Here is a 23,616-nt window from a genome sequence, read left to right as displayed (position 1 = left end):
GTCTTCATAAATAATGCAGCCTATCTACAATTCACATGCTCAAAATATTATCTACTTTTCATACATCTAATTAGATAATTAGAAGAAGATTGAGGATTTATTCTGAGTGAATTGCACAAAAAATTGATCTATGGTAAGAAAAATGAGATTTTGAAACTGAACGAAATTGAATAGCGTTAGAAGTTGTAGATCAAACAAAAAAAAGAGATGAAAAAGTTACATATTATTTTTGGACTAATAACAGTTGCTATATTTTCAAGTTTCATTATCGTTACTTCTGAAATTCAGAATTCGGTGGATAGCTTTTTTAATAAAGTAAAAGAGAACACATCCTCTTTTGAAAATATTGTTATGATTGATCATTCAAGATTAGCTGCAGAACAAGGGGTAAAAATGCCACCTTCAATAGTGAATATTTTTTCTAACCCAAAAGTAAATAGTCAACTTTTATCAAAAGATATTTTAGTGGGATTGGATTTACCTTATCGTGTATTAGTTTATGCAGAACCTGGTAAAACCACTCCAACTGTTGCTTATGCAGACAAAGATTTTATTCAAAAAAGGTATGAAATTTCTGATCAAAGCCTAAATACATTAAGTCATGATTATAAAAAAGCAATTAAAAAATTGCCAAGTAGTAGCATCTCAAAAGTATCTACTGATGGAGTAACAAAACATTATGGTATTATTGATATTAAGTCAGCGTATAATTATGAAGAAACTATCGCGAACTTAAAAAAGGCAATATTATCACAAGGCGATACTAGATGGTTTTCTGATATTGATTATCAAAAAGAAGCTATGAAATACGATATTGCACTACCAAAAAGTGGCTTATTATTATTTGGTGGTCCTGCTCCAGGTGGTAAAGCTATGAATAAGTTTCCAAAATTAGGCTTAGATGCTTTTTGCCAAAAAGTTTTAGTATATGAAGCTAATGATAAAAGTATCCACATTGCCTTTAATGACATAGAAGCATTTGCTAATTTACATTATGGCGCAAGTGCTCCTCCTCATAAAATCATTAATGGTCGATTGACATCAACATTTACAAAAGCGATAAGTAAATAACACAAAAAAGTCAGATAGTATTAATTCTATCTGACTTTTTTGTATCATCATACTCCTAAAGTTCTGTGATCACTGGAATATATTCTTCCCAAAACTCACTGTACTGCTTTGAGCGAGTAAGTAGAATTTTTCCTGAGTCAGTATAATAACTCACGTGAAGAATGATCTTGTCGTTTACCTTAAAGTCTACATTTGTAATTTGTGAAGTGATATGGTAATCCATTACTTCTACTTTTTGTAAACCGTCTTTTAAGTAAAGTACTAATTCTCCATTATTTGGGTTATACAGGTAATCAACTTGATTCTCTTGATTAAAGACTAAATAATCATCAATCAATTTTACTGCATCATCATTTTGAAAAGAGGTACCTTTAATAGAGCTTAATGATGTTCTAGATAGTTGATTTATTTTCTCGCCGACATGAGCTTGAGAAGTGAAAAACAAACATATCATAGATAGAGTTAAAAGTATTTGTCTCATTGTAATAAGGGTAAAAGATAGTTATAACATTAGATAAGTCATGCAACAAAATTAAATATTTTAAAATAATTTATGAACTGAATTAAATATTATTCACATTAAATCAGGAGGTTTTCTATTGAACCTGGACTCCAATGTATATTATTTCTCATGAATTCATTGATATTCTCATAGAATACTTTTCGTATTAATTCTTTAATTGAATAACCTTCAGGGATAAATATATCTCCTTTTTCATATCGTAATTTATCAAAATCACTAATTAATAAATCTTCAAAAGAGGTGAAATAAGCTACTGTAGGACAACAATCTATCGGATCAATTATACCATCAAAATCTGAACCTATACAAACTATATCCCAAGCTTCTACCTTTCCCATTTTATGTACTGCATATAATAGATTGTCTAAAAACATAGCAGCATGTATATACGTTATCCTTACTTTTTTGGTAAACTTTTTCCAAACCTCTTTCGTGTAAGTAGTCTTCAAATGACATTCAATATTGCGATAATATTCATCGTTTGCCGTTCCTAGTATCCTCTGATCTAATGAGATACCAAATAATCCTTTGGATGCCATTATATACTTCAGCTCCTCATCACAAAAGTTGATTGCCCATGGATTGAATCTTTGGTACTTCTTCTTCTTTCCTTCTCTTTTTATATTAGGGACAGCACCTGCATTTTCAAAAGTTGCCTGACCACTTACTCCACAATGCGAAGCCAAGATAGGTGCTTTATAAGATCCATCTTCATTTCTTATGTGTAATTCGTAAAACTCTTTTCTAGCATCAATATGTAAGTGTTTAAGATCAATTAATATCCTTTTATCCAAAGGCTGATTTAAACATTGATTTAATACCGCTAGTCCAACATTATTAAAGTTTTCTTTGGGAGGTTGGAGTTCGTTTTTCGCAGTAATTGGTAAGATATTTACAATTCTTGGTAGTGGTAACGCCCAAGATTGTTTAAACATTCTATTATTTGCAAAATGACATAATGTTAAAGCAAAAATAGGAAGGTTTCTTTTGAATTGTAAAAACTGTAAATTTTTTAATACTTCCTTTTTTAACTCATCTCCTGAAGCATCATAAGGCAAATTACTCAAAGCATGTGCCCCCTCAATTGTTAAGATAAGTTTTGTTTCCTCTTCGTTTAAAATATCTTCTCTGGTACAAGCAATTTTGGCTTGAAGATTTTTATTTCTTAAAGTACTGTTTAAGATTTCAGCTGTATTGATATCTCCTTCATCTCCAGTAATTACAGCTAATTCTTTATTCATTAAGGAAAATCCATTGACCTTGTCAATTGTCCATTTTTTCAAACGTTCTAATTCAAAACCAAAAATAAATTTCCCTATGAGTCTATTTTCCCAAGATTTCTTGGCAATAATTTCTACTGGATGAAGTGCAATAACTGCGATTTTTACGTTATTTTCTACTAATGAAGTTAGATCGGATTGATCATATCTATCAGAACTTGCTCTATTTGGTTTATTAATTTTTGTATCATATGGTATTCTATCCCATATATTTGCCCTTCCTTTTTCTCCTTTGTTTACTAAATGTTTTAAAGCTAAATGAAGATGTAAATCTGCATATTTTCTCATTTTTAATTCGATGTAGTTTATGGTAAAAAGCCAATAAGCATCATATCATCAATTTGCATTTGATCTCCCTGCCAGTTTTTAATTTCATTTTCAATTAGTTCTTTTTGGTTATCAAACTTATGAAGAGTACTTGACTTAATAATTTGCTGTAGTCTTTTTCTTGTAAATTTCTTATTATGTGGACCTCCAAATTGATCCTGAATACCGTCTGACATTAAATAAAAACCTCTAATATCATTACTTATTTCTATTTCATGTGTAGTAAAAGGTAATGGTTTTCTTGATCGAATACCTAATTCCCCTCCTATTGATCTTTTATCTCCTTTAATAATTTCTAGTATATCATTATCACGCATTATGTATAAAGGATTCTTTGCACCAGCAAAATGCATTTTAATACCTCCATCTACCCACATACATAAACTCATATCCATACCTTCACGGCTATTAGAAGTCTCTTGGTTAAGAATCTCTTCTACTTGGTGATTCATGGATTCCAAAATTTCTGCAGGATCGGCAATTTCTTTAGATGTAATCACTTCTCTAATGATGTTTACCGCCATCATAGATACAAAAGCACCAGGAACACCATGCCCTGTACAATCTATGGCTGCCATGAAATTCATTCCTTTATGATGCATAAACCAATAAATATCGCCTGAAACAACATCTTTAGGTTTATAAAACACAAAATGATCTTTGGTATGTCTCTCAATTAGGTGTTTGGTAGGTAATGTTGAAGTCTGTATTCTATAGGCGTAAGAAATAGATGAATTTAAATCTACATTTTTCTTTTTAATCGTAGAATGCTGATTGTAAACTTGTTCGATCAAAGTATTTAGTTCTTCATTTGAAGATCTTAATTCTTCGGTTCTTTCGCTTACCTTAAATTCTAACATCTTATTTTGATCTACCAATAGATTTTCTTTCTCTTTTTTTAAGTCACTAATTTTTTGTCCTACAGCAAAAGATAAGATCAACATCTCTAAAGTAGAACCTATTTGCCAAGCATAGTCTGTTGCATGCGTATACTCAAAAATATTTGCTCCACATAAAACAAAATAGACCGAAGCTGCCATGAAAAATGACCATCCGATAAAAAATAATTTTGCTTCCTTTACCTGTCTTTTAATTAATGTAATACTTGTGTAGGTGAAGAATATAATACAAAGTAAACCTGATAATTGGTTGATAAGTGAGCATACTAAATTATAACCTAATAGTACATACAATATACTACTTCCCCAAAAGCCAAATAACAGATAAAAAATCTTGTTCATTACCTTTAAATTGGTCTTTATTTTTAAGAAGTTATAGGCAAATAATACGGAGAAAAAGCCACTTAAAGCTGGCCATATTGGACCTCTATCTGCAATAAATTGAATCTCCCCCCAAAGATGAGCATCATGCCCCTGAAAATGAGCCACCATTAAACCAACAGTAACCACATACATGACATAATATAGATAATTACTATCCCTAACAGAAAGGTATACTATTAAATTATAGAGTATCATGATGATAATAATACCGTAATATATTCCGTCAATTATAGAAACATCATAAATATATTGAAGAAAATTATTTGGGGTACTTACATAGGTCCAAAATTGTAAATAACTGGCATTTATTTTTAGATAAAAAAATCTATCTGAATTAAATCCATCTTTTATATCAAAGTATACATTTGGAATTTTGTAAATTTTACTTTTGAATGATTTTCTATAACCACCGTTTTTTGTTTTGTATTCAGAGTCTCCAATGGGTATGTATAATTCCACTTTTTCGATTAATGAGGTTTTAAGATGAAGTATTTTATCAATATTTTCATCATTCAATTTAAACCTACACCAAATAGTTGCTTTATTATTCCCAAAGTTTAAAACTTCTTTGTCATTTTTCTCAAATTGAATTAATTCTATATCTGAAATTGTCACAGAATGCTCATTATCTGCATAATATTCTATCTGGTGACTGATGTTGTTGATCTTATTAGTATTAATTTTCGCATTTATGTCAGTTGCGATAAAACAAATGAATAGTAATAATAAATAGTATGATCTTAAGAACATTTTTATTCTTAGTAATTGAAGTAATATTAGTTTAGATGTGAATATAATAATTATAATTTATTTATTTCAGTAAAATAAGTCTCAAAAAAAAAACTGTAGACATTTCTACAGTTTAAAATTATTTTGTTGTGTTACCAATTTCAATTGGGTTGGCTTCAGATTTCTCCCCTTGTTTTTTATCTAATACCGGCATTAATAATAATGGTATCAATAAAAGTCCCACAATACTTGCGATTATGGTACCGAATAAATTTTTATTTAGTTTCATAAAATGTTAGTGTAGTAATCAATTAATCGTAAATGAGCTAAGTCTTGAATTTATATTTCCTATATTAGGACGAACGCATACATTTATATCGGCAATATCTAAAATAGACAAATATCTTGCTAAAGAGAAAAATCACTGTTATGGTATGATAATGATCATTATTGCTCATCATTTAAATTTACGTAAAAGAAGAAACGAAATATTTATTTATTCACTTTCAAATACTTACTTACGGCTATATCATCATTAAAGTCGAGTTCATTAAAATGATTTATCCATTCTTTATCTTCTAATAAAGAAAAAATATTATCGCCCTTATATGTAGACTTTAAGATTCCATCTGTTGCTAAAGTCACAAAGTTCTTAAAATTACCTTCATAAATCACCACCTGATCAGACACCCATTCCTTATAGGTATTACCTAAGTGATAACAGATAAAATTGGGATAATTATTTTGATCAAAAACTTCCACTTTATCATCAATTACAATTACACCATCACCTGCCAATAGATACCACACTTCTTGTGTTCTTTGATTAATAATAGAAATAATCAAAGTTGATGCTAACTCTGAATAGGACAAGTTTAAATGCTGTTGAACACTTTTTAACTGAACAAAAAAGGATCTAGTTATATGCATTCCTAGACTAAACAAAGAATATGATTGTAGAAGTTCTTCACCATGTATATCTGTTTGATCTGGGAGCCCCTTGACAATTTTCTTTAGGATCTTAGCAAATAGAGCAGCAGCAAACTGACTTTCTTCTCCTGATGAACAACCATCCATCACCGCCATTAATACTAAATCGTTATTAAGCGTTGCTGAATACATCGCATCTTCATTGTGATGCTCATGTGATTTTCCTCTTTTATAAAATTTCTCTATCATCTTTTTATTTTAATAGGGTTTTTTTTCTGCAATTCCCCTATTAATAATAAAATATACTTTTGACTATGTGATTTAAATCATTTAGATTTATAACTAAACTTTATCAAAATGGACAAAAAAGAAATTTCTCAATTACTAAATCAAATTGATATTCCACAAGCGAAGGAAAAATTATATCCTTTAGTTTATGATAATCTTCATGAAATTGCGGACAAATTATTTAGAAGAGAAAGAAGTGACCATACATTACAGCCTACTTTATTAGTCAATGAAGCATACATGAACCTTGTCGATCAAGATCAGATCAATTGGCAAGGGCGTACTCATTTTTTTGCTGTGGGTGCACAGGCAATACGCCGTATCTTAGTACATCATGCTCGAACTAAAAATGCTCAAAAAAGAGGTGGTGGTGTGCATAACCTTGAACTAGAAGAAGGAATTGCATTTACTCCAGAAAAAGAGGGAATGGTACTTGATATCCATGAAGGACTAGAGCATTTAGAAAAAGTGCATCCTAGACAAGCACAAGTTGTAGAACTAAAATTCTTTGGTGGCTTAAAAATGCAAGAGATTGCTGATGAACTTGGTGTTTCTATTAAAACCATTGAAGTAGATTGGAAAGTTGCAAAAGCTTGGCTAAAAAAGTTTATGAAAACAGACCAGTAATCATTTTTTATTGTTAGTATTTTTAGGGGTAATACATAGTGGGAGAAGGAAATAATTTACACGAAAAGGCAACCGAAATCCTTGGTAAGATAATAGATTTATCAAAGGAAGATGCATTGAAGAAAATTCATGAACTATGTATTCATGATGAAGTTTTGAAGGCTGAAGTTCTCTCACTATACAGTGAATTTACTATTTTACCTAAAAATCAAAAGAAAGAAAAAACCAAGGAAAAACTTAATCTTCATCTTCTATCCGTTGATGAAAAATCTAATAATTTCCAACGCCTTAGAACCAAATTATTATCAAAGAAAGGAACTAGATTAATTGTCATTATATGTATTATACTTTTCCTTTCGATATTAGGATTTTTCATACGAAAAAATGTTTATAATAGCCTTTTTGAAGCGGCTCTAAATGAAAGGTACGCTTTAGTTCAAACCAATAAATTAATATTAGAAGATTGGGTCAATCATCATAAAGAAACTATCAAAAGGTATGCATCTGCTAAGATTATAAAAAAATTAGCAACAAAAATAGATAGTATTCAACATCTTGATCTATCACCTATTGAGAGAAAAAAACAACTTTTACCCTTATCCAATCAATTAAAAGAAGTTACACGAGTATTGAATTCTGGAGATTTAGCTATTATTGATAAAAACACTCCCAAGATTCTATTAAATACTTATTTAGCAAACGATACCACTTTAGCATCATCAAACAACCTTCAATTGAGTAAAGAATTTTTTGACTTTTTTATCGAGCTATCTGAAGGAAAAACAATTTTCTTTAGTCCAATGCACAATACTGAGTCTATATACAATCAAACAATTTACTACGAAGACTCTGATTGTGGTTTTATGACGCCAATTTACAATAAAAACAATCAGATTATATCTTACTTATTCTTTGGTATTTCGGCCAGACATGGCTTTTCAAATAACTTCAAACTTAGTCATTATGGTAAATCATCTAAAACCTACGCAATAGATGATGGAGCACGTTTGGATTCAGAAAGTAGATTTCTAAAAGAAATAAGTAAACCTTTACAACTTGATACACTAAAAAAACCAACTGCCATTTATTATGTCCGTTCAGAAGACCCAGGTGTTAACATAATGGAAGGAGAAATTCCTGATTCGAATACGTTTGACCGAAAATTAACGAAAGTTGCTCAGGCAATCGGTTTTCATTTATACAATAATGGACCAATTTCAGGTAAAATAAAAGAGGTTTATAACGATTACCGAGGAGTAAAAGTGATTGGTGCTTTTGAATGGATGCCAGAATATAAAATAGGTATTATATCAGAAATAGATGAAGCAGAAGCGATGGAAATGCTTCCTAAAATAGATTTACTTTTAGGGATATTGTATCTCATTATTTGTATTTTACTTTTCTTGGTTTATCATTCCAATATCACTGTTGTTCAATACAATAAGCGAATGAAAAAATTAGGTGAGTTGGGGCAATATCGTTTAATTAATAAAATTGGTGAGGGCGGTTTTGGAGAAGTATATAAAGGGGAACATAGTTTATTAAAAATGCCTGTGGCTATTAAATTATTAAAAAGTGGTACCAATGATGATGGGATTCAACGTTTTGAAAAAGAAGTAAAAATCACCTCTTCTTTAAAACATCCTAATACTATTAAAGTATACGATTTTGGCCGTTCTCCAGAAGGTAATTTTTATTATGTGATGGAATACATCAATGGTATTACTTTATCGAAAGTCTTAGAAATAGAGAAAAAACTACCCATTGAAAGAATAGTATACATCCTCAGAAAAGTAAGTTATAGTTTAAGAGAAGCTCATCAAAATAACCTAGTTCATAGAGACATTAAGCCTTTAAACATCATGCTTTCTCAGCAGGGAGGTGCGTTTGACCAAGTAAAATTATTGGATTTTGGATTAGTAAAAGACCTTGAAAATCAAGAAAATACCCAATTACATAAAATTGGAGGTACTCCTATGTTTATGGCTCCAGAACGCATGAGAGACCCTTACAATAACGATCACAGAGTAGATATTTATTCGATGGGTGCTTTAGGTTTATATTTATTGAGTGGTCGCTTCTTGGTAGAGTTAATTTCTCAAAAAGTAATGTCTGGAGAGGAAACTATTCAAGGAAACTTCAGAGATAAACTGATCGATCGTCCTGATGTCCCAATAGTACTGAAAGACATTTTATTATCTTGTATTCGTTTTGATCCTAATAAAAGAATCCAAGATATAAATGAGCTCATAGATGTATTAGAAAATCTTCAAAAAGAACACCCTTGGACACAACAATTAGCAAAAAAATGGTGGCATCAATACGATGAGTATTCTGTTTAATTTATTCACTTTTAAATACTAATAAAGCATCATCACCTAAACAGATAAGCCCGGTAAAAATTGCTAAAGAGAAGCTGAGTAAAGTACCAATCAATATATATTCTGTCATTTGACGGTCCTTCCCTCCTTTTAAATCGCCAAATCTAAAAACAGACTTTGCAGTCAATAAAAATCCAATTGATTTTATGTCTCCGTTTAATACAAAAGTGAGGATCAAAATTCTTTCTAGAATACCAATCCATTGTCCTGCATCGATTAAGGAAGCATATACCGATCTATCATTTTGAAATTTGGTGTTCTTTTGGAATTTAAACTTCTTTTCTAATCGTTTTGGATCATTTTCCTTTAAGTCTATTTCTACTTCCATTGTATTATCATAAGCATCAGATATAATCTGAGAACTCTGAGGAGTCCATTTTTTTAATACTACTTTCATGATAATTCCAACAGGGACGGTCACAAACAAATAAGCAACCATAACACTCCATGGTAACTCAATACCTTCCGCCTTATCCAAAAGAAGTGCAAAGTTTAATTGATAAGCAACTAAAACAAGTGTAAGGATATGTAAAAACTGATCTAGAAAAAATAATATCTCATTTTTCTCATACCACCTTTTTGATGCATATGTTTTGAATAAATCGATGACTGCATGTAAAGAGGTGAGCAATAATGTGGAAAAGAAAACTATTCCTAAGCCATTGTCCTCTACCACATATATTTGATGAAAGAAAACTAGAAAATAACATAAAGCATGAATCCCAATATGTTTGTAAAAAGCTTTAGGGAAATAATTCTCTGCTTTTTCTAATGCCATTTTCTCCGATTGAAAAATAAAATCAGCTAAAAAATGTGCAAATAAGAGTTTAAAAAAGAGGATATTCATAAGTTAGTTGGTTAGAAATAGAATTTTTTGAGAAAACCAATTTAGATAATTCACCAACCCTTCCATGTTGTCTTTCTGAATTCTTTTATGAATGGCCGGTTGGGAAATTCCCACTATTTCTGCCAATTCTTTTTGTTTGGTCACTCCCAAAAGATAATGTTTTGCTACGGTAAAGCTACCGAATGACCAACTAGAAATCAAATGTTCTATTAATTGTATCGATTCTTGAAAACCAATTAGATCGTAATCCCAAGCAGTAGCAATATTTAAAAGGCGATTGGTAGCTTGTAATTTATCAAAATTCCTTCCTGATAATTTATAGGCATGACCATCAGAACTCATCACATTATCTCCTTCATACCCTGCCTTACCAATTCCGATGCTAATTCTAACATCAATTTTTAAATCGAATAATTCTTTTTGAGCATTGATGTAAATACGCAATAAAACAGCAAGAAAAAGACTTTTAGAAGGGTCATTTAATTCAACTTGAAAACTATCGCCTCTAAAGATTTCCCATCTCGCTTCCTCAAAAAATGGTAATTGCATAACTTCTTCAATACAAGAAGACCACAAAGCATTATTTTGTGTTTTTGTAGATGAAACAATATCTGCAGTAAGAATAGCTATCATAATTATTAATTTTTACTCAAAATATAACTTATTTAGTTATAATCATAATTTATAACCTATTTAGTTATATTACGTCTTTATAACCTATATAGTTATAATCATTATTCTGTTTTTTGAATAAAAATTTTCGATTGAGTCATCAATTGATTAAACATCCAATAAAGTCTCATTGGCTTGTAATAACTTAAGTAACTCCTGAGTATTCAACTTGGTTGCTTTAGATGTTCCAGATAAAAGATCATCTGCTAATTCCCTTTTATCCGCATGTAAAGCAATCATTTTCTCTTCGATGGTATCTTTAGTAATCATTCGATAAACTGTTACCGGTCTATCCTGACCTATTCTATAAGCTCTATCTGTCGCTTGATCTTCTACCGCTGGATTCCACCAAGGGTCCATATGAATGACATAGTCTGCTGCTGTTAAATTTAGTCCTGTACCACCAGCTTTCAAGGAGATTAAGAAGACATCACCCAAACCTTTTTGGAATTCATCAATCCCTTTTTCTCTTTTCTTTAAAGGTGTTGATCCATCCAAATATTGATAAGAAAATCCTTCGTTTTCTATTGCACTTTTTATGATTTGAAGGAAACCAACAAACTGACTAAATATCAAGGCTCTATGTCCTCCTTTTTTTAATTCATGCAAGGTCTCTAATAATAATTTCACCTTGCTCCCTTGTACAGACCAAGTATGATCAATCAGTTGAGGATGGCAGCATAGTTGACGTAACTTAGTTAATTCAGCTAGGACTTGAAGTGTTGCATCCTTTTGCTCTTTTGATTTTAAGATACCTTCAATTTCCTCTAATGCTGTTCTTCTATGTGCTTCAAACAATGTTAATTCATCATCAGAGAAATTCACTGATAAAACAGATTCGGTTTTTGGAGGTAACTCATCCAACACTTCACTTTTCTTTCTTCTAAGAATAAAGGGGGCTATCAATCTTCTTAAGACTTTCTTAGCCGACATAGCATGTTGTTCGTCTCCTGACTCCGTAATTCTAAGAATGAAATTCTTATTGAACGATTCCCAATTACCTAATAAACCTGGGTTGATGAATTCGAATAAATTCCACAGTTCTGCCAAATTATTTTCAATTGGAGTACCTGTTGTGATTATTCTCATTTCACCATTCAATTGTTTCGCAATTTGAGAGCGTTTAGTGGTTTTATTTTTGATAGCTTGTGCTTCATCAAGTAAAACTATATTCCACTCTTTTTCTACCAATTTCTTATAATTTGTCTGTAGTAAACCATAACTACAAATGACAATATCATAGGCTTTAGCCTCTTTTATTAATTTATCTCTATTGGTTGATGCTGATAAAAGTTTAGGGGTAATTGTAGGTGCAAACTTTCGAATCTCACTAATCCAATTGAAAGTTACAGAAGTAGGTGCTATTACAATAGAAGGTCCATTGGATGCCTTATCTAACATAATTGCCAACCCTTGTAATGTTTTTCCTAATCCCATATCATCGGCCAAACAAGCTCCTGCACCCCAAGAAGACAATCTAGATAACCATTGAAAGCCGTCTTGTTGGTAATCTCTAAGATCTGCTTGTAATGTGTTTGGTAAAGGAAAAACTTTTCCATTTGATGCTTCAATCTTAGATTGTAACGACTTCCAAGAATCGTCCGACCTTACTAAAGCTTCTTTTGTTAATGCATTCAGCACCCCATAAGAGGCCATTTTATGCACTCTAAACTCTAATTTATCTTCAACACTCACACTTGTTAGTGCTTGTAATTGTTTTCTTAGTTGATCAGTTAAGGCAATGAATTCATTTTCCTTGACCTCAACATATTTACTGTTTGGATCATTTTTAAACTGTTTCATCAAATCAGTAAGAGAGACCACTACTTCTTCATTGATTTTCACATCACCACCAATAGCAAACCAATCTCTTTTCTTATTCTGAATTTGCATTGTAACACTACTTGTAGTCACATTACCCAAAAGTTTAAAACGCACTCCTTTTGGCCATTCAACTACAGGTTGAATATCACCATTTTGAAGTTCTAAAAGAGCACTTAATGTTTCTTCTCTATCTCTTAATTCCCAAGCAAAATGTCCGTCATGTGTACTTTCTAATTGAGGCCTTTGATATAAGAAGTGAGAAATAATCTTTTCCTCTTCTTTCAGATTCCTTTTACAACGAGTACGTTCCCTATCAATCTCTTCTACCAAAACTTCTTTTCCTTTGGCAGGAGTGACATAAGGTGGATGGGTTTTATAAGGTTTCATAAATATCTCCAATAGGATATTATTACCTCGTGGAGATAGAAGTGCATGCACTGAATTGTCTGCTTTTACTTCTGGTAATTCTTCTTGAATTTCTTCGACATGAGAGTGTACATTAATACTATGCCCTAATGAAGAAACTACCATTTTTAGTTGATCTTTGGCTGATTTAGGAATGATGACATCCGTAGGGAAATTCGCTGCCCATGAAATTATATTTTTATCTACATCATAATAAATCACACGAGTAGCTGTTTCTCTTTTTACAGGGAAATCAATATTGACTTCCTTATCAAAAAACAATTTATAATGCTCCTCAGAATCCGTTATATGTAATTCCATTGGACGTTTCTCGACAATTACAGAAACATTGTCATCACTTTCTAAGACTACATTGGGATGCCCTGGTAATAACTTCCATACTTCAAGCACATCATAATCTATGTACCCTCTACCATATGTTTTTACAGCTTTTGATAAAATATCCTGATCAATGTCCAACATTCCTTTGATCTGTTTGGTCATTAATTTTCTATCGGATACTTTTTTAGGTTTAGACCATTTTCCTGACTTAAGTTTGGTCTGTTCCATAGGTTGTACATACAATTGATGATCAGATACAACCCATAATAATCTTGCTTCTGCTTTCCCTCTTGAGCTTTGCTTTTTATTTTTCTTAAAATCCTCTGCAAGAGAATTTATTTTTTTCAGTACCACTTCCCACTCTTCTTCTTCAGATATGGAAAGAAAATCACTTATTTTAATATAGTCATCTTCAATCAAGTAACTTAAATCGTACTCATCTTCGTACCCCCCTTCTTTTAAGGCTTCATGTGCTTCTGCTAAAATAGAGGCATACCATCGATAACCGTACTTAGATAACCTTAATATTTCTTGTGGAATAGATGAAAAATCAATGGACTTTAAATTGAATTCTTCCCCAAAGATCTTCACCAATAACCATGTTAGGTTTGCTAATATAAATGGATGAAGTTTGAAACTGCTATCCGTTATTAATTCAATAGCTAGCGTTTTAAGGGTGTATTTATCATGTTCGCAATCAATAGCTGTATTGTTCCTATAAATCATTTGAAGGTCCAATAATATATGAGCTATTTTTGTATTTAAACTTGACTTTTTGGCCGTTGTTGATCTATACCTATTTCTTTGTAATTGAATATCTTCTGGATGAAGTTTTAATATCAGGGTTCCTAAAGTAGCTTCTTCATCAATCCTGCATATTTTCCAATTTTTAGAACTTTTCTTAGACTTTTCTTTGGATAGGTCTTTGATACCTGCTTTATGAGAATATAGTTTTAAAGCCTCGGAATATTTTTTTGAAACAAAAAATGCTTCTGCTTTATGTTGACTTAAATCGACTTCAATATCATTGGATAATTTTAATATACTACGATCAAAATCAAGTTGTATTACAGCAATATAGTCTTTGATATATTGCAGTAAAGTTTTATCAAGTACTAAAGAAGGTAATAATTGATCGATTAAGCTTAGATCAACATCACCTGTTTCAATTTCTTTAATTAATCGAAAAGGGAAATTTTGTTGAATCTCTCTCTCCAAATTAAAATATTTTTGAGTATCAAAATACCCTAATTGAACTAACTGATGATAACCAAAAAATAGGTTCATCTTATAGCTAGAACCTACTCCATCAAAATTAATAAACTGATTAAAAACATAAGCTTGTTCATTTTCATCGAGTACAAAATCTCTTAACCCATTTTCTAATTTGTACTCTGACCTTCCCCATGATTCTATATAAGGAGGTAATGTTGAACGTAATATTTTTAAGCAATTAAATAACTGATCATCTGTATTTTTTGATAGATAATAAAGGGCAAAAAGATAATGTTCTAAGGAAGGAGTATGATAATATTTCCCGTTTTGAATTTCAAATTCTACCAATAAAGAATTTTGACAAAGCTCATCACAAATTTCTTCTATCTTATTTTTTAATGCCGATCTAGACATTTGATAAAAGAAAGGTGAGATGACTCCTTCAATAATACTTCTTGCTTCTCCACGGTAGCCCACAGTAAGAAGAACGGTAGCATAAATATCTTGAGTATTGGTATTGAACAATGCAAACTGTTGTTCTATCGACCTAAACTGATCAAAATTGAAAGTCATAATATTATGGGTAGTATTATAAAAAAAGAGTATAGAGTTTAACGTCTATACTCTTTCTCCTAAACATAAGGAAATCTATAAGATATAAAAACTTGAAATGTATTTATCCATAGGTCGGTAAGTCTCATAATCAGAAGGCAAACCTTCTTCAGTCCTAAGAATAATTGAAGTTTTTGAACCACTGTTTAAATGTTCTAAGACACCCCAATCAACGGTTTCTTTTGCTATTTTATAATCATCTGAATCTGGATCCATCCATATAAAAGCAACATTTTTATCTTTTACTTTAAGCACCGAAGTTAAAAATTCTTGAATTTTATCTTCATGACCTTTCTTCCAAAACAATCCTTCTACTGTTACGAAAGTATGATTTTTAAAATTGAAAAGTCTATTTGCATAAGGTATATAAGGTAAAACATGCTTAGCAATTACTCCTTCGATACCTGGTAAATGTTTAAATATCCAATTACCAATGAAGACTTGTCCTCCTACAACGACCTCTTCATTATCTTTAAGAACGTAACTATCTTCTGTTGTACCAATATTCTCATTAGAGTAGAAAGCATAATCTTTATAAAATTGATCCGCATTGTCTACAAGTAATTGCTTATCTGTATTCGATAATTTATATAAATGCTCACTCTTTTTTGGGGATACTCTACTGAAAGAAAGGGTGGTCATTCTACCAATAGTTTCAAAACCCACTTTTTCAGTAAACATTTTAGATCGTAGATTGTCGTTTTCTACTTGTGCGTGAAAACATTGAGGTGTATTATTCTCTACACTCTCTGGCATTCTATAATCATTAAAGAAGTTGATCAATTGTTGATCTAAGAAACTCACTTTATTTCTTTTCTTTGCAGCATTCTTTTTAGTGCTTTGCATCGAAGGTAAAAAAGCAAAATATCTAATATGATACGTTTCTATAGACTGATCTTTATGTTTTGTACTTTTATGAATTAATGTGATTGTACTCAATAGAGAATCATTTCTCCTTAAATTAAGGAAATAAGCTTTTTTCGTCTTTTCTAAATTCTCTCTCGTTTCTGTGTGTACATACCTTAACCCCCCTTCAGTTCCCCAAAGAGTAGCTTCCAACATATCTACCACATCATCAGTAAGCTCATCTGTTAATTCTAAAGAAATCGAACCCGATTGGGTAATAATATCTTTCATTTATGTATTTACTTTACCACATCATATTTTTATATGATTGATGGTGATTAAAAAAATGGAGTAATTTCCCTTAATTCTTTAGCATCTTATAGTTATAAAAGGATAATAAAAATGCAGAACAAATTTATTGCTATTTTCTCATTTACCTAAATAATTAGAACTTAAATTAGATTTTATTACTATTAAGAATTTTAACTTTCATCAAAACGGTTTCCTGTTCATTATCATCAATAGATGTGCGCTGGTTTAATGTTAGAATTTATTAAGTTAAATTTTGAATCTTAAATATTGAAATATATGTTATATAAGTAAATTTCAATCGGTTGCGTTAGGTTATTGAGTAACAATATTTTAAATTTGTATCAATAAATAATCAAACTGAATTAAGTTAATAACCTTTTACTAAATATCACTATCATGAGTACTTCTTTTACTATTAGCGAAAACACCCTGAAATGGGGTTCGGAAAACCTTTTCAATAATGAAAAGAAAAAGAGAGAGGCTGAAAAGTCTAAATCAGAAGCTAAAACAAAAGGGAAACAATAAATTACCTTTAACCTTAAAGATAAACCCACATAAAACAAAAATAATTATTATTCTAGAGAGGCTTTCGGGCCTCTTTTTTATTCATTTTTCTGTTCTTTTTCTTAAAAATAAATGCTGTATAAATGTAGATGTAGGTTGTTAGTCGAAAACATATGTACAAAATAAAAAGATCACTCATATTAGAACTGTACATCATATCTATTTCGATGAAAAATCTTATTTACCTTATCACATTATTAACAATATCGTCTTGTATACAAAAATCTAAAGTACCTAATATACAAGGCACATGGGAATTAATCTCTGCTGAAAGTGTTGAAAATGATTCATCCAAGATGATGGATTTAAGTAATAGAAGAATGATTAAAATATTTAGTCAGCAGCATTTTGCCTTTTTCAATCATGATGTTCATAATGGAAAAGACAGTACTACTTATTACGCTTCTGGTGGCGGCACTTATTTGTTAAAAGGAGATGAATATACAGAAAAGTTAGAATATTGCAGCTATAGGCCTTGGGAAGGAAATGATTTTACTTTTAGACTCTATTTTGAGGGAGATACTTTAATTCAAATAGGAAAGGAAGAAATTGCCGACCTAGGAGTTGACCGTTTAATTATTGAAAAATATAAACGTATAGAAAGAAAGGTGAAAAATATTCATGCGCTTCCTTTAATGTAAAAAAAACCGCCCCTCATAGAAGGACGGTTTATAGCAATTGATCAAAAATTGTAGTTTTCTAGTTGATCGTTAGACGCCCTATTGCACGAGTGTAATAAGTCATCTGAATTTGAGTCTTTAATTTACTTTGTATGTACTCAATTATTGCTTGTTCAACATATAATTGAGCATCTATTACTTCCAAAATTTCTACAACACCTTTGGCAAATCTATCTTCTAAAACCATTGCATTTTCTCTTGCTTTCGCAAGCGATGCATACGCAATGGATGTTTCCTTCATCGCATTTTCATACGCCACCCTTTTTTTAGCAATTTCCAATTGTTGTAATTCATTTTCTCTTTCAATAGCTAAAGAGGCATTTTGAATTTTCAATTGTTGTGCTGCTTTCAATTGACCTTTTTTACCTGCATTATATATAGGTATATTTAGCATTAAGCCTGCTTGAACATTAGGAACAGCACCAGGTTGCATATTATAACCCGGAGATGAATAAGATGCTGTACCAACACCTGAAATCTGAGGTTTATACATCCCTTTTACTATTTTTTCATCATGTTCCTGTAGTTGAAGCATTTTCTCTTTTACCAATAACTCAGGTCGTTGAATCGGTTGTATATTTTCATATTCAACTCTTTCAACCTCAATTGAATCACTTACGGTTGTATTTTCTTCGAATGTTTTACCGATAAGCCTATTCAATGACATTACAAATAATTTGTAGGTGTTTTCAGACTGAACGACTGCTAACTGTGCTCTGTTCACCCTTACTTCTGTCATCAATAATTCACTTTTATTGGCCTTACCAAAAGCCAATTTATTATTGACAAGATCTTTCACCCTAGTCAAATCTCTTTCGTAGTCCTTCATGGCATTTACCACCTCTTTTTGAGCTACTGTCTGCCAATATTGAAGGTCCGTTGCCATTATTACATCTTGAGTTGTAATGGCCAATTCATCTAATTTTATTTGACTTTGTACAGCGGCCTTTTTTTTCCTTTCCTTTAAGACTCCCCCTTTATAAATGGGTTGCATTACGTTGGTATAAAGTCCATATTGATGGTTGGCTAATCCTGCAAAATCAGCTCCTGCTAATTCTCCAAAACGTGGATCATCTGGCATACTAAAACTCATAGGATTTTGTACATACCAATAGTCACTACTTGCCTCTAATTTGGGCATCATATCAGCAACGGTAGTTTTATATTCATGATGAGCGATAGACACATTACCTTCTGCCATCTTCACTAATTGTTCATGATCAACAGCATCTTTTCTATATTCACTTAAAAAAGGATCTGTTATCCATTGTCCATAAACTGATGAAAACATCAGACAGATCAACCCAATCGTTAATTCTAATTTTTTCATCATTATTTCTTGATTTTAATTTGATAAAAAATGGAATAAATTACAGGAACAGCCCACAAAGTCAATAATGTAGCGAAGCCTAATCCGAAAATTATGGTCACAGCCATTGCACCAAAAACACTATCCGGTAATAATGGAAACATACCAAACATAGTCGTGATCGCTGCCATTAAAACAGGTCTTGTTCTAGAAATGGTTGACTTTAAGATACTTTCTAATTGATTCTCTCCTAAACTTCTCTGAATGTTTACTTCATCAAGTAATACAATAATATTTTTGATGATCATTCCTAACAAACCAATCCATCCAATAAAAGACATAAAATCAAAGGCTTTACCTAAACCTACTAGACCGAAAATGACTCCTATTAATGATAATGGTAAAAGAACAATCACAATCATAGTTTGTTTATAATTACCAAAAAGAGCGATCAAAATGGCAATGATGAGTAAGAATGCTAATGGGAAAAATGTCACAATAGCACCCACCGCTTCACCTTGATTTTTCTTTTCAGCATCCCACATAAAAGTGTACCCATCTGGTAGTTCAATGGCTTCAATTTTATCTTGAACATCTTTTTGAAGTTCTCCTGTGGTTACTCCATCAATAGGATCACAAAGGGCAGAAATTGCACGATGCCTATTGTAGGTTTGGATGTATGGATATTCGTAATCAATGGTAATACCATTGATGGTTTGTTGCAATGGAACAGCATTTCCTGCAGAAACAATATTGATGTTTTGCAACTTGTTAAAGTCTGCAACAGTTCCTTCATTGGTTTTTAAGAAAATGGGTTGTAATTCATTCTCTTCACGGTAAGTTCCTACTTGCATTCCTTCGCTTATCAGCTTAATAGATTCCGCTATATTTTTACGACTGATACCCGCTTTTGCTGCTTTTGCATCTGCATATTCTAAATGCCAAACAGGAGACATATTAAACCAAGAACTATGAACATGTCTTGATAATTTAGAAGACTTCATAATATCTAAAGCAACATTATTTAAAGAATCCAAAACTTGAATATCTTTACCCATAAACCTTGCTTCTACCTTACCATCCAAAGGAGACATTACAGAATAATATTCTGGCCTTACAAACACCTCTGGAAATAAATCATACTTCTGATCTTCTAATCTATTGAATACCAACTCAACATTCTCAAAATCATCACATTCAATAATAAAACTAAGTACATTGGTTTGTGGACCATAACTCGAGGATGCTAAGAAGTAACGTGGTGGAGTCATACCCACAGTCATTGTAACCTCTTTTACTTCTTCCTGTTCACTTAACCAATTATAAATTTTATCGCCTTCTTCTTCTGTATAATAAATATAAGATCCCTCTGGAGTAAATGCATTGATCTTAAATAAGCTCTTTTCCAATTCTGGCATAAACACAACTTTCATCTGTTTACTTACCAATAATGATACTGTAAAGATACTTAAGATAACACCTAGAGAAACGTATTTATGTTGAATAGAAAATTGTAAAAAACTTCTAAACTTCGTGTAGAACTTCCCTCCATAAAGATCCACTTCTTCTCCTGATACATTTGTGTTATCTTTTAAAAACGTATCACAAACTAAAGTGGATTGCGTTAAAGCAAAAATCCAACTTAGGAATAAAGAAATAGCCAATACTGAGAAAAGTGATGAAAGATATTCACCCGTTGCATCAGGTGAAATCCTGATAGGTAAAAAGGTTAAAATAGCAATTACTGTTGCTCCTAATAATGGCCATGAAGAAGCCTGAGCAGATTGGTAAATCGCTTCCCTTTTAGGAATACCTTGTTTGATCTTTATTAAAATAGACTCTATTACTACAATGGCATTATCTACTAACATACCCATCGCAATAATTAAGGCCGCTAAACTTACTCTCTCCATGTTGATATCAAAGGCCAACATAAAAATGAGTGTTGCCAAAATAGAGAAGACCAATCCAGAGCCTACTAAAAGTCCATTTTTTAACCCAATAAAGAATAGTAAGATAATTACTACTGTACCTACAGAAGCAATTAAATTAAATACAAAACCATCGTTTGCTGTTTTTGATTCAATTCCTTGATTATAGATATTTTTAAGATGAACACCCGCTGGTAAATCTTGCTTTAATTCTAATAATTTTTGATCAACAGCTGCACCAACCTCAACTACGTTTGCTCCCGCAGAAGCTGAGATAGCAAAACCTACAGCAGACTGACCTTGGATTTTCATTTTTGTAGTGTAAGGAGAAGAATAACTTTCTTCAATCTGTGCAACATCTTTTAATCGTATTTGTTTCCCCTCTCTATTAGTAATGAATAAATGACCTATTTCTTCTGCATTCGAAAAATCGCCAGCTACTTTTACTCTTAGTCTTTGTTTATCTGTATTGACAAAACCTGCATTCACTAATTTATTTTGCTGATTAAGTGCTCCTACCACTTCTTCTAAAGTGACACCTAATTGATGCATCTTGCCAAAGGTTAATTTGATATCAATACTTTCTTGGGCTTTACCAAAAAGCACCACCTTTGCAACATTAGGAACTTTAAGCAACTCTTTTTTATAATCATCTGCTATATCGTTCAGCTCTCTATAAGTGAAGCCTTCTCCGTAAATACCATAAAAAAGACCTAATACATCTGCGAAATCATCATTCACTAAAGAGGTTGAAGCCCCTTTGGGTAATTGTGCTTGTACGTCTCCAACTTTTCTCCTTAAAACATCCCACATCTGAGGTATTTCTGAAGCAGGTACAGTTTTCTTTAGAACGACAAGAATTCTAGATACTCCACTTCTACTATCAGAGTCTAGATAATCTACGCCATCCATAGCTTGGATAGCTTCTTCCAATTTATCGGTTACTTGCTGCTCAACTTCCTCAGAAGAAGCTCCAGGATAAGTAGTCAATACAACGGCTTGTTTAATAGTAAAAGGAGCATCTTCCAGTTTACCTACCTTATCATAAGATACTATTCCTCCAATAACAACAAGCAGTAAAATAAACCATGAGAAGGGCTTATTTTCTAATGTAAATTTTGTGATATTCATTTTTAGTTTTTAGCAGTTATCATTGGTTCATCTACAGTATATCTCACTTGTTGTCCATCAGATAGGTATGTTCCTCCTGCTGCTACGATAAATTGAGCTTCCGTTTTGTCAATAATATCTACTTGAACTAAACCATCATTTAATAAAGAATTCACCTTTACTTTCATACTAAATAAAGTATGGTTATTGGGATGAATACCCCAAACAAATTGTTCCCCATTCGCTCTATTAATAACGGCTGAAGATGGTATGGTTACATAATCATGAAGATCATCAGAAAGTTCGAAATAGATTTCTGAAGTCATCCCTCCAATAAGTTTCAATTGATTCTCATTCACCTCCAATACACATGGGTAAGCATTGGTCATTCCTTCAGTATCTCTTGATACTTCTACTAATTTCGCAGAAAAAACATCATTAGAGAGCCCATCAAATACAACAAAAATAGAATTGATTTTCTCAGGGTGTAGTGCTATATCCTCGTTTACTACACAATTCACCTTTAATTTAGAATAATCTTGAAAAGTAACCACCTTTTGAGAGACACTTAGATGCTCTCCTCTTTCTGTAAATGTTTTCTTTACAAAACCATCAAAAGGAGCTATCAATTTCGTGTCATTAAAAGCATTTTTAGCCGTCTCTAGCTGATGCTGAGCATTGATATAATTGATCTCCAGCTGATCGTATTCCTGCTGTGATATATTTTGAAATGAAATAAGCTGTTTCGCCCTTTCAAATTCTTGCTTAGACCACTTTAGGGTTGCCTTAGCATTATTTAATGCTAATTGATAGTCCCTCTGGTCTATCATACCAATCAATTCTCCTTTTTTAAAATACTGACCTTCTTCTACATCAAATACAGTTAACGGACCATTCACTCTAAAAGAAAGATTTACTTCCTTATTAGGAAATGATGTTCCTGTTACCACTTTTGTAAAGCGGTCTGTACTTGGTGTAATAGCGGTGATTTTAACTTTTTGTGGTTTCTTTTGTTGGTTTTCTTCCACTTTCGCACACGAAAATAAAAGCTGTAAGATTAATAATGCTGTTGTTAATGTCGATAATTTCATTCGTAGTAAATTGATAATTGTTCAATTGTTTTACTTATAAACAACAACTCTTGTTTTTATCAGATACTCAAATGGAAAAATCACTCTGTGAACCGTTAAAAAAAACAGCTGAAAAAATAAAGGGTTTGATGCAAAAACATCAAACCCTTTAAACAAAAGAATTCCGATGCAGTGCATGGAATTCTAAATACTGTGATGCCCCCCGAAGGGGGCACACTGCTTAACGATTCATAAACCAAATATGAGATCATTTTTTTAATTTTGCAACAATTCCAAGAATTATTTTTAAATATTTTATAATGATTTATTGATAGAAATCATTTAAATAATAATAAATGTTTTATGTTGCCATCAGAATTCAAAGAATAAAATGAATGCACTATCATTCTTAAAAATTGAATTTTGATAGATAGATCA

The 23,616-nt window shown here is 31.6% G+C and carries 17 protein-coding genes; 5 read left to right on the top strand and 12 right to left on the bottom strand.

The annotated features are described in order from the left end of the window. Window positions 1-207 precede the first annotated feature (207 nt). A complete protein-coding gene (locus NH26_RS20810; protein WP_052431768.1) occupies window positions 208-1,071 on the top strand; it encodes a DUF302 domain-containing protein in 864 nt (287 codons plus the stop codon). A 55-nt stretch (window positions 1,072-1,126) separates the two neighbouring features. Here the strand turns inward: NH26_RS20810 and NH26_RS20805 are convergent, their stop codons facing one another. The 5 genes from NH26_RS20805 to NH26_RS20790 form a co-directional block, all read right to left on the bottom strand. After that, window positions 1,127-1,552 carry a hypothetical protein gene (locus NH26_RS20805; RefSeq protein WP_139263221.1) on the bottom strand — a complete coding sequence of 142 codons (426 nt, stop codon included), beginning with the start codon at window positions 1,550-1,552 and terminating at the stop codon, window positions 1,127-1,129. 98 nt (window positions 1,553-1,650) lie between these two features. Next, window positions 1,651-3,162: an amidohydrolase family protein gene (locus NH26_RS20800; protein WP_044218244.1), complete on the bottom strand. Its 1,512-nt coding sequence runs from the start codon at window positions 3,160-3,162 to the stop codon at window positions 1,651-1,653. A 17-nt stretch (window positions 3,163-3,179) separates the two neighbouring features. Further along, window positions 3,180-5,234, bottom strand: coding sequence for a 7TM diverse intracellular signaling domain-containing protein (locus NH26_RS20795; RefSeq protein WP_044218242.1), 2,055 nt, complete (start codon window positions 5,232-5,234; stop codon window positions 3,180-3,182). A gap of 118 nt (window positions 5,235-5,352) precedes the next feature. After that, window positions 5,353-5,502, bottom strand: coding sequence for a hypothetical protein (locus NH26_RS25515; protein ID WP_158021991.1), 150 nt, complete (start codon window positions 5,500-5,502; stop codon window positions 5,353-5,355). 203 nt (window positions 5,503-5,705) lie between these two features. After that, complete coding sequence (locus NH26_RS20790) at window positions 5,706-6,392, bottom strand: protein phosphatase 2C domain-containing protein (RefSeq protein ID WP_044218240.1); 687 nt, start codon at window positions 6,390-6,392, stop codon at window positions 5,706-5,708. A gap of 108 nt (window positions 6,393-6,500) precedes the next feature. Here NH26_RS20790 and NH26_RS20785 point away from each other — a divergent pair, with 108 nt between their 5' ends. Beyond that, complete coding sequence (locus tag NH26_RS20785; RefSeq protein ID WP_044218238.1) at window positions 6,501-7,058, top strand: sigma-70 family RNA polymerase sigma factor; 558 nt, start codon at window positions 6,501-6,503, stop codon at window positions 7,056-7,058. A 38-nt stretch (window positions 7,059-7,096) separates the two neighbouring features. Then, complete coding sequence (locus NH26_RS20780) at window positions 7,097-9,400, top strand: serine/threonine-protein kinase (protein WP_044218236.1); 2,304 nt, start codon at window positions 7,097-7,099, stop codon at window positions 9,398-9,400. Between the two features lies 1 nt (window position 9,401). Here the strand turns inward: NH26_RS20780 and NH26_RS20775 are convergent, their stop codons facing one another. The 4 genes from NH26_RS20775 to NH26_RS20760 all read right to left on the bottom strand — a co-directional run bounded on the left by NH26_RS20775 (window position 9,402) and on the right by NH26_RS20760 (window position 16,493). Beyond that, window positions 9,402-10,286, bottom strand: a complete 885-nt coding sequence (locus NH26_RS20775; protein ID WP_052431767.1) for a DUF3307 domain-containing protein — start codon at window positions 10,284-10,286, stop codon at window positions 9,402-9,404. A 3-nt stretch (window positions 10,287-10,289) separates the two neighbouring features. Next, a complete protein-coding gene (locus tag NH26_RS20770; RefSeq protein WP_044218233.1) occupies window positions 10,290-10,919 on the bottom strand; it encodes an AsnC family protein in 630 nt (209 codons plus the stop codon). Window positions 10,920-11,066: 147 nt separating this feature from the next. Next, window positions 11,067-15,317 carry a DEAD/DEAH box helicase gene (locus NH26_RS20765; RefSeq protein WP_052431766.1) on the bottom strand — a complete coding sequence of 1,417 codons (4,251 nt, stop codon included), beginning with the start codon at window positions 15,315-15,317 and terminating at the stop codon, window positions 11,067-11,069. Between the two features lie 75 nt (window positions 15,318-15,392). Next, the gene (locus tag NH26_RS20760; protein ID WP_044218231.1) at window positions 15,393-16,493 is read right to left on the bottom strand and encodes a hypothetical protein; all 1,101 of its coding nucleotides are present in this window, start codon (window positions 16,491-16,493) and stop codon (window positions 15,393-15,395) included. Window positions 16,494-16,910: 417 nt separating this feature from the next. Here NH26_RS20760 and NH26_RS25820 point away from each other — a divergent pair, with 417 nt between their 5' ends. Beyond that, entirely contained in the window at window positions 16,911-17,039 is a 129-nt protein-coding gene (locus tag NH26_RS25820) for a hypothetical protein (RefSeq protein WP_262494312.1), read from the top strand. Between the two features lie 206 nt (window positions 17,040-17,245). Further along, window positions 17,246-17,719 carry a hypothetical protein gene (locus tag NH26_RS20755; RefSeq protein WP_044218228.1) on the top strand — a complete coding sequence of 158 codons (474 nt, stop codon included), beginning with the start codon at window positions 17,246-17,248 and terminating at the stop codon, window positions 17,717-17,719. A gap of 58 nt (window positions 17,720-17,777) precedes the next feature. On the opposite strand, the gene NH26_RS20750 is transcribed toward NH26_RS20755, so the two are convergent. Genes NH26_RS20750 through NH26_RS20740 form a run of 3 tightly spaced genes read right to left on the bottom strand, consistent with a single transcriptional unit; the run spans window position 17,778 to window position 23,199 of the window. Continuing rightward, on the bottom strand, window positions 17,778-19,091 hold the full coding sequence (locus NH26_RS20750) for a TolC family protein (protein WP_044218225.1): 1,314 nt from the start codon (window positions 19,089-19,091) through the stop codon (window positions 17,778-17,780). Continuing rightward, window positions 19,091-22,129, bottom strand: a complete 3,039-nt coding sequence (locus NH26_RS20745) for an efflux RND transporter permease subunit (protein WP_044218224.1) — start codon at window positions 22,127-22,129, stop codon at window positions 19,091-19,093. The genes NH26_RS20750 and NH26_RS20745 overlap by 1 nt, the downstream gene beginning before the upstream one ends. A gap of 2 nt (window positions 22,130-22,131) precedes the next feature. Beyond that, complete coding sequence (locus tag NH26_RS20740; RefSeq protein ID WP_044218221.1) at window positions 22,132-23,199, bottom strand: efflux RND transporter periplasmic adaptor subunit; 1,068 nt, start codon at window positions 23,197-23,199, stop codon at window positions 22,132-22,134. Between the last annotated feature and the right edge of the window lie 417 nt (window positions 23,200-23,616).

The organism is Flammeovirga pacifica (assembly GCF_000807855.2).
In the GTDB taxonomy this organism is placed as follows: Bacteria; Bacteroidota; Bacteroidia; order Cytophagales; family Flammeovirgaceae; genus Flammeovirga; species Flammeovirga pacifica.
Note: the sequence above shows the minus strand (reverse complement) of the source record. Positions and strands in the feature narration are given on the sequence as shown.